The organism is Fodinibius sp. (assembly GCF_041642155.1).
GTDB lineage: Bacteria > Bacteroidota > Rhodothermia > Balneolales > Balneolaceae > Fodinibius.
In genome coordinates, this window is sequence record NZ_JBEPWZ010000223.1 from 1 (window position 1) to 5151 (window position 5151).

The 5151-nt window shown below is 49.7% G+C and carries 5 protein-coding genes; all 5 read left to right on the forward strand.

Translation table 11 applies throughout. From position 1 onward, the window contains the following. Positions 1 to 540 (forward strand): squalene/phytoene synthase family protein (locus ACESLU_RS11445; RefSeq protein ID WP_372638782.1); only part of this gene is annotated, 540 nt, incomplete at its 5' end. Positions 541 to 801: 261 nt separating this feature from the next. After that, on the forward strand, positions 802 to 1515 hold the full coding sequence (locus ACESLU_RS11450) for an esterase family protein (RefSeq protein ID WP_372638783.1): 714 nt from the start codon (positions 802 to 804) through the stop codon (positions 1513 to 1515). 7 nt (positions 1516 to 1522) lie between these two features. Then, positions 1523 to 3028, forward strand: a complete 1506-nt coding sequence (gene accC, locus ACESLU_RS11455) for an acetyl-CoA carboxylase biotin carboxylase subunit (protein WP_372638784.1) — start codon at positions 1523 to 1525, stop codon at positions 3026 to 3028. Positions 3029 to 3315: 287 nt separating this feature from the next. Continuing rightward, positions 3316 to 4254: an N-acetylmuramic acid 6-phosphate etherase gene (gene murQ / locus ACESLU_RS11460; RefSeq protein WP_372638785.1), complete on the forward strand. Its 939-nt coding sequence runs from the start codon at positions 3316 to 3318 to the stop codon at positions 4252 to 4254. After that, entirely contained in the window at positions 4251 to 4970 is a 720-nt protein-coding gene (locus ACESLU_RS11465; protein ID WP_372638786.1) for a lysophospholipid acyltransferase family protein, read from the forward strand. The genes murQ and ACESLU_RS11465 overlap by 4 nt, the downstream gene beginning before the upstream one ends. Positions 4971 to 5151 lie beyond the last annotated feature (181 nt).

Genomic DNA, 5151 nt, shown 5'->3' on the forward strand with positions numbered 1-5151 from the left:
GTTTGCATGGACTTGTATAAAAACAGGTACCGGTCGTTTGATGAGTTATACGACTATTCCTTTAAAGTCGCATCCATTGTGGGATTGATGACGGCCCAGGTTTTTGGCTATGAATCCAACCAGGCGCTGGGTTATGCCATAGATCTCGGTATCGCTATGCAGCTGACCAATATACTGCGGGATGTGGGAGAAGATTTGAAAAAAGACCGGATCTACCTGCCCCTGGAGGAACTCCGGAAGTTTGGCGTAACGGAAGAAGATCTTTTTAATCACCTGCTCAATGATTCGGTTCGGGAGCTGTTATCCTACCAAGTAAGCCGTGCCCGCCGCTATTACAATCGTTCAGAGAAAGGGATTGGGATGTTATCCGAAGACAGCCGGCTGCCGGTATATCTGGCCCAGTACAATTATAGCCGTATCCTCTATAAAATTGAAGAGAACGATTATAATGTTTTTGACCTGCGTGCCTATCTCAACACTACTGAAAAGCTTTCGATCATCCCCCAGATTTTTTATCGAACAACAATCGCAGCCTTTTGAGGTATAAGCAGTTTATGCAACCTTTTTTCGACTGGTTCCTTAAAAAGGTCGGGACAGGAGGGGGCAATGTCATAGATTTCCGGTGCGGTAAATCGGAGCAGCCCGGGATCGGGTAATTTTCAGCGGTTTTGCAAAACCCTTTTTAGGGTCAAACCAACACCTTGAGATATTTTACATCCGTATTTACACTAAAGAACGCTAACTGTTATATTCCATACATATATAATAGTTAGTTATGTCATTAAGCTGCAGAGGAATGAGATGAACAAAAAGGTAAAAAAATGGCGTAGCCCCAGTCTTGGCAAAGATATGGAGTTGGTTATTTATGGATCATCCGGGACCCCGGTCCTCGCCCTTCCCACCAGAGGAGCTTCCTGCTATCAATGGGGAGAGTTCGGGATGGTGGATGCCATTTCGTATCAAATTGAAAATGGATTTAACCAACTCTTCTGTATTTCATCAAACGACGGGGAGAGTTTTTTAAATACAAAGGCCGCTCCCTCCAAGCGGCTAATACGCCACCATCAGTATGAATTGTACTTGGTGGAAGAAGTAGTGCCTTATATTAAAGATCAGAATCCTATCGATTATCTGCTTGTCGCCGGCACCGATTTGGGAGGATATCATGCGGTCAATACGGCTTTAAAACACCCCTCTGCTTTCGATAAAGCTATCGGCATGAGCGGCATTTATGATATCAAAGGTTTTATGGATGGCTATTACGAAGACGATGTGTATTACAATAATCCTACCGATTATATTCCCAATCTAAGCCGGCAGTTGTTGCTTAACAAGATACGGGACATTGATTTCAGGCTGGTCAGTTACGATCACGACCCGCGCATAGATTACGCTCGCCGCATGAGTAATGTCCTTCGCATGAAGTTTATCAGGCACGAGCTGGATATTTTGGATAACGATATCGACGGGGAGTGGCAGCAGTGGCAGCGGATGCTTAAAATTCACATTATATAACAGTTTTATGCCGGATATTGCCAAGATTTTAGTTGCTAACCGCGGGGAAATAGCCTCACGGGTCATTCGCACGTGCAGGGAATTGGGTAAACGTACGGTAGCGGTCTATTCCACCCCCGACGCGGACGCACCTCACGTACTGCAGGCCGACGAGTCGGTGCATGTGGGTCCCGCGGCCTCTTCCGAAAGTTACCTGGTTATTGACAACATCATTCGGGCCGCCCGGCAAACGGGGGCCGATGCCATCCATCCCGGTTACGGGTTTTTAAGCGAGAATGCAGATTTTTCACAGCGTTGCCGGGAAGAGGGTATTCTCTTTATCGGCCCGGGTCCGGAGGCTATCCGTACGATGGGTGATAAAACAGCCGCCCGCGAATTAATGAGCAAAGCCGGCGTACCTTTTCCGCCCGGAACCCGACAAGAGTTAAAAGAGATCGGGGAAGCTAAAAAAGTAGCTGATGACATTGGCTACCCCGTACTCGTAAAAGCAGCGGCCGGCGGGGGAGGCAAAGGAATGAGAATTGTGGAGGCTGAGGAGGAGTTTGAGTCGGGCATAAAGGCGGCGAAATCGGAAGCCCGCAACGCTTTCGGCGACGACCGCGTGTATATTGAAAAGTACCTGGTGCAGCCGCGGCATGTGGAATTTCAGATTATGGCCGATGAACACGGCAACACCGTGCATATCTTTGACCGGGAGTGTTCGATCCAGCGCCGGCACCAAAAGGTCATAGAGGAAGCCCCGTGTCCTATGCTGACGCCGGACCTGCGGTCCGAAATGGCGGAAGCGGCTATATCCGCGACGCAGGCGGTCGATTATGTGGGGGCCGGGACGATCGAATTTCTGGTGGATGCCAACCGTAAATTTTATTTCCTCGAGATGAATACCCGCCTGCAGGTAGAACACCCGGTTACGGAGTTGATTACGGGCCTGGATCTGGTGGCATTACAGATCCTGGTGGCAGAGGGCAAAGCGCTGCCCTTTGAGCAGGAGGATATCCGGATGGAGGGACATGCCGTCGAATGCCGTATTTACGCAGAGGATCCCCGCGAAAATTTCTTGCCCAGTACCGGTACATTGACAAAGCACCGCATTCCTTCCGGCAACGGCATCCGCGTGGATGCCGGAATTGAAGAGGGACAGGCGGTGACGATCAACTACGACCCGATGATATCCAAGCTCTGCTCGTATGGGCAGGATCGTGATCACGCGGTACGGCGGATGCTCTGCGCCCTGGACGAATATGAGATTGCGGGGTGTCGGACAACCATCCCGTTTTGCCAATATGTGCTCACCCATCCGGCCTTTGCAGCGGGGGATTACGACACGCATTTTGTTCCCGACCACTTTAGTGCCGAAAAGCTGGATGCCGCTCACAGCAGCAAGGTTGAAGTCCAGGCACTGGCTGCTTCATTGTTAAAAAAGCATGCTGCACCGGCAAAGGAGGACTCTATTCAGACCAAGCCGGGGAATCCCGGTAACAGCTGTTCCAAGTGGTGGCAGCGCCGGCCATAGCTTTAATGCTCCTGCCCGGTCGCCCGATGAATCGCATACCGGTCACCTGTTGGAACGGATGAGGAGCGTAGATCGCGCAAAGGAGCATTGGATTGGATAAACATGGAGGTGAAAGATGGGAAATAACAAACAGGAAAGAACCAATTTCTTGGTGAGGAAATATGGAAAGAGGACCCCTATCCTTTAATTACGGTGTTAACCTAATTTCAACCAAAGGAGGAGGTCTCTTATGCAAATCCGGGTTAGCCGGACTGATCGTAAAAAAAGTAATTATTTAAGACGTTAATATGGAAAAAAACAAACAAAAGCTTTTTAGTCAGCTTAAAGATCTGGATACCGAACAGCGAAATGCGAACACGCGGGAAATAGACGTGGCTGATTCCCTCGAAATTGCGAGGCTGATTAATGCAGAGGACCAAAAAGTGGCCGGGCAGGTCGAAAAGAAGTTGCCCGCGATTGCCAGGGCCATTGATTTGATCAAAGAGGCCTTTGACCGGGGGGGACGGCTTATATATGCCGGGGCCGGCACCAGCGGAAGGCTGGGGATCCTCGATGCCGTCGAATGTCCCCCAACCTTCGGTACGGATCCCGGTCAGGTGATCGGGTTGATTGCCGGTGGCAGGGAGGCCGTTTTCAGATCTCAGGAACGAGCTGAAGACTATGAATCAAACGGGCGGGAGGCGCTGCGGGACGTCGATCTGACTTCCCGGGATATCGTATGCGGGATAGCGGCCAGCGGCCGTACGCCTTATGTACATGGCGCTCTCAAAGAAGCGAAAAAGACGGGATGCCATACCTTGTTTGTGACGACCGTTCCCGCCTCCCAAATTACCATCGACGTGGATGTGATGATCGATGTTCCTGTGGGACCGGAAGTAATCATGGGGAGCACCCGCATGAAAAGCGGGACGGCCCAAAAAATGGTTATGAATATGCTTACCACCGGTGCCATGATTCGCAGCGGCAAAGTATATGAAAATGTGATGGTGGACCTGCAGCTTGCGAACCAGAAGCTTGAAGAGCGATCCAAGCGAATTGTTATGATGTTCACCGGGATAGATTACGAGCAGACCGGAGAATGGCTCGAAAAAGCCGGGGGACACGTTAAAACGGCTCTAGTCATGATCCTGACCGGGATGGAGCGTGGTGAGGCAGAGCAACAACTTCAGGAACACGACGGATTTATCCGTAAAATACTGCAGGAAAGGACTATGAAGTCCGAATGATGAAGACGATTTTCAGTATCATTATATGGATCTACTGGGCTGCATGTATTATCAGTTTCTTTTTTGTGGTTTCGGTTCTTTACCTATTCACGTTTCCCTTTGACCGGTTTCATACGATTCCCAATAAATCACTAAAAGGGCTGGCCTGGATCATGATGAAGGCCAACCCCGGCTGGTCGATAGCAATCAAGGGGGCTGATCTGCTAAAGATATCACAGCCGACCATTGTAGTTTCCAATCACCAGAGCTTTTTAGATCTGCCTCTTTTATATCTGCTGCCGTGGACAATGAAATGGGTCGCGAAGCGGAGCATGTTCCGTATACCTATCTTTGGCTGGATGATATATATGACCGGCCAGTTGCCCATTGACCGCAGAAGCATGAAATCCGCCAGGAAGCTGGATGCCCTGGTGGCGCCGGTTAAGAGGGGTATTCCTGCCATGATCTTTCCCGAAGGTACCCGGACCAGGACGGGCGAGATTCAGGATTTTAAAAACGGGGCGTTTAAACTGGCCCTGAAGTATAATTTTAACATCCTGCCCGTCGTTCTGAAAGGGGGACATGAGGCTATGCCACGGGGAGCATGGAGGGTTGCTCGTCAACAGCGCTTTGTAATCTCTGTGCTGGATCCGGTTGACCTTCAGCAATTCGAGTCCCTGACCGAATCAAAGGACGCTGTTTTTTCGTTAATGAAAGAGGAAATGGAATCATTATGATCGTTGCTTAAAAGCGGGATGCTGTTTTCTCCCGGTTAACGGGGTTACTATCAGGGGGACTTGCAACAGTGTTCTCATTTTAATTCGGTGTATATTTTAAAAAAATCTCTTTTGGCTGACAGCTCCAAATCCACATATAACCTCCGGGAAGATTCGCAGTACAGGATTCGCATGCTGTCGG

Coding starts and splice junctions, on each gene's coding strand:
- ACESLU_RS11450 (WP_372638783.1), top strand. CDS start 802: ATGAACAAAAAGGTAAAAAAATGGCGTAGCCCCAGTCTTGGCAAAGAT.
- accC (WP_372638784.1), top strand. CDS start 1,523: ATGCCGGATATTGCCAAGATTTTAGTTGCTAACCGCGGGGAAATAGCC.
- murQ (WP_372638785.1), top strand. CDS start 3,316: ATGGAAAAAAACAAACAAAAGCTTTTTAGTCAGCTTAAAGATCTGGAT.
- ACESLU_RS11465 (WP_372638786.1), top strand. CDS start 4,251: ATGATGAAGACGATTTTCAGTATCATTATATGGATCTACTGGGCTGCA.